Annotated in this window: 1 protein-coding gene; it reads right to left on the reverse strand. The window is 59.3% G+C overall.

The features are described from left to right. A partial coding sequence (locus EKD05_RS26205; RefSeq protein ID WP_205704090.1) for a carboxypeptidase regulatory-like domain-containing protein occupies positions 1 to 2,993 on the reverse strand: 2,993 nt, incomplete at its 3' end. Between the last annotated feature and the right edge of the window lie 328 nt (positions 2,994 to 3,321).

A 3,321-nucleotide genomic window follows, 5' to 3' on the forward strand; every position in this document is an offset into this window, starting at 1 on the left:
AAGTTCTGGCCGGTCAGATTGCCGCTGACGGTCACACTCAGACTGGTCGGGCTAAAGCTGAAACCGTCCTTGCTCGGTGTGAGCGTGTAGCTGCCGGCGGGCACATCGCTGATCGTGTAATCGCCACTGCTCGTGGTATTCGCAAAGCGCGTGCCGTCGCTAATCGTCACGCCACTAAGACCGGTGCCGTTGGCGTCGGTCACGCGCCCGCTGATGCTGTAGGTGTTGCGCGTGCCAGTGAAGTTGCGTCCGGTCAGATCGCCGCTGACGGTCACACTCAGACTGGTCGGGCTAAAGCTGAAGCCACTCTTGCTCGGGGTAAGCGTGTAGCTGCCGGCGGGCACATCGCTGATGGTGTAATCGCCACTGCTCGTGGTATTCGCAAGGCGCGTGCCGTCGCTAATCGTCACGCTGCCAAGCCCATTGCCGTTGGCGTCGGTCACGCGCCCGCTGATGGTGAAGGTGAGCGGGGTCGCGGTGAAGTTCTGGCCGGTCAGATCGCCATTGACGGTCACACTCAGACTGGTCGGGCTAAAGCTGAAACCGTCCTTGCTCGGTGTGAGCGTATAGCTGCCGACGGGCACGCCACTGATCGTGTAATCGCCACTGCTCGTAGTATTCGCAAGGCGCGTACCGTCGCTAATCGTCACGCCACTAAGACCGGTGCCGTTGGCGTCGGTCACGCGCCCGCTGATGGTGTAGTTTTGGGTAGGCACCTGCACAAACTTCACCGCATCGAGCCAGACGCGGCGCGTGCCGGTGCTCTCTGGCGTTGCGTCGGTGAGTTGCACGTAACATGCTGTTCCCGTTGCACACTGTACCGTCGCAATCTTATTCCACGCCCCAGCGTTGGTAGTCTGATCCCAGGTGACATTGGTGTCGCCATTGGCGTGATGCACCTGGTAGGTGGCCGCGCTGGTCGCTGGGAGCGCGTCCGTCACCTGCGGATACCAGATGTAGACGTCGTAGAACCCGGCCTGCGACAAATTGGGCTGCCACTTGCCCCAGTCGAGCGCCTGGTTCTGAGTGTTGTAGGTCCAGTAGGTGTGTTGGTTGTGGGCACTGCTGCTTGTTCTCGAGGCCCAGGCCCCACTTGACTCGTATTTGCTAAAGCAGGCACTCTGATCATCGCAGATCACCTCGGTCAGACCATTGTCAATGGGGGGAGCCAGATCAAAGGCTTGAGCGTAGCTGTAGTAGAGTATCCAGAAGAGGTAGTTGCCCCCAAAGCCCACGTGACCACCACCTCCCTCCCCGACCCAAGGGGTATAGGTGTAGAGGGCGGCGGTCGCACGATTGGCCGGGGTAACGCTCAAGGGGTCTGAGGTTTGCTTGGTGCGGCCAGGGGCCCATCCCGACCGGGTTTGTCCATTCGTGTCAATTTCCTGGAGATACGCACGCAGCGTAAGCGTTGCCGCGAGGATTTGCCGATCAAAGCCCTTGTATTGCTGGTCGCAGCCGGCGGTATCAGGGCAACCATAACCCAGCGCATAATCTAACTGGTTCTGGGTCGGGTTGGTTGCTGAGATCAAGCCTTGTTCCATCTGAAGGCGCGCCAGGATCTGCACGGGATTGATCTGGTTGCGGAGCGACTCTTCGACGATGGCCTGACTGGCGAGACGGTTGTCGGGTAAGCGATAGCTGCGCAGAAAGCTACCCCGCGCCTCAAGAAACGTCTGCACCTGCGTTATCGTGACACTTGTATCACTCAAATATTCGCGATCTGAAATCAGGTTATGGCGATCGAAGTTGGTCGCACTCTGAAGTTCTATCTGTGATGATTGATACGCTAGCTCAGCCGTTGTCGTTAGCGCATGCTCATGCCCTTGTTGATCAAGAAAGGTGACGATGTAGCGGACAGCCCTCGTTCCAGAGACTGGAACCTCGACGAATGCGCTCAATGATAGCGGCTCTCTGGTTATTTTTTGCCAAGCGTTCAACTGAACAGCACGATAGACATGGTAGCCAACCGCATCTGGTTCGTCATCCCAGTTTAACTGGACATAATGGAGCGTTTGCCAGATAGTGAGCGGGCGCACTCCAATTGGTGGTGTAAAATCGGCAGTGAAGATGGTACTGTAGTTTTTACTAACAGATGGTATAAAGACACGCCAAGACTGGGGTATGGTTGGCGTAGGCGATGGAACGATGGGCGTTGGTGTGAGCGTACTTATCGGGGTATTGGTGGGAGCCTCTGTCGGCGTGTCGGTCGGGGTATTGGTGGGAGCCTCTGTCGGCGTGTCGGTCGGGGTATTGGTGGGAACCTCCGTTGGCGTGTCGGTCGGGGTATTGGTGGGAGCCTCTGTCGGCGTGTCGGTCGGGGTAGTGGTGGGAGCCTCCGTCGGCGTGGCGGTCGGGGTAGTCGGGGTATTGGTGGGAGCCTCTGTCGGCGTGTCGGTCGGGGTATTGGTGGGCAGCGGGCTGTCGGTCGGGGTATTGGTGGGGGTTGGTGAACTGGCGTCCGTAACCTCGACGGCGAGGGTGCCAAGGGCGCCAAGTACCGAGGCGCCCCCCGAGGTCACGTCGCTCTCGCGCTCGAGCGAAGGCACGCCCTGGTTAAAGCTGAGGGTGCTTGCCCCTGGAACAGCGAGCGCCCGCAGCTGAAAGGTTGCCACGGTAAAGGTGCCACTGGGGAAGGGCTGGTTGAGCGCGCCGCGCACCAGGTCAAGCCTGCCGAGCGCATTCTCCACCCGGTTGACTAGTTCAAAGGGCAAGGCCGTCGCATTCGGAGTGACCGCACTCACCTGGAAGCGGGTGGGGTCAAAATCGAGAAAGGCCGCCACGCCATCAATCGGCTCCGTCCCAGCCTGCACCTCAATCGTCACCGTGACCACCTCACCTGGGGCCATCGTCAGCGTCGAAGGAACCAGGCTCAGGGTTACATTTGGCGCAGCCATCAGCCGGGCCAGCGCGAAGCTGAGCCGGGCAAGGATCACCACAACGATGATCACCGTGGAAAGCCAGAGATGGTTCGGTTGTCGCTTGCTTCGCATGGCTGTGCCTCATCATTCATTTCAACAGGGCTTCTTTGCCCCCTGGTATGCTCGGATTGCTTGATCTGTCGGCCAATGTCGTTTGCTTGTGTTGGGCCACCCTGATCTGTCACAAAAGTTTTCTGCCCGCACCGCCGGCCACGAATACTGATCACGAATAAACGAATAGAGGCTGCCCCATGCGCCATTCGTTTCTTCGTGGCCCCATTCGTGGTCGGCGGTGCTACCGGGAACCGTCTTTCCCAGACTCTTTACCGTGTCGTTGCTGCCCGGATCGCCACCGGTAGGTAGACGGTATGCTTCGCCGGGCTCAGCGTCAGCCGCCAAG

It is taken from the genome of Candidatus Chloroploca sp. Khr17, assembly GCF_004138165.1.
In the GTDB taxonomy this organism is placed as follows: Bacteria; Chloroflexota; Chloroflexia; order Chloroflexales; family Chloroflexaceae; genus Chloroploca.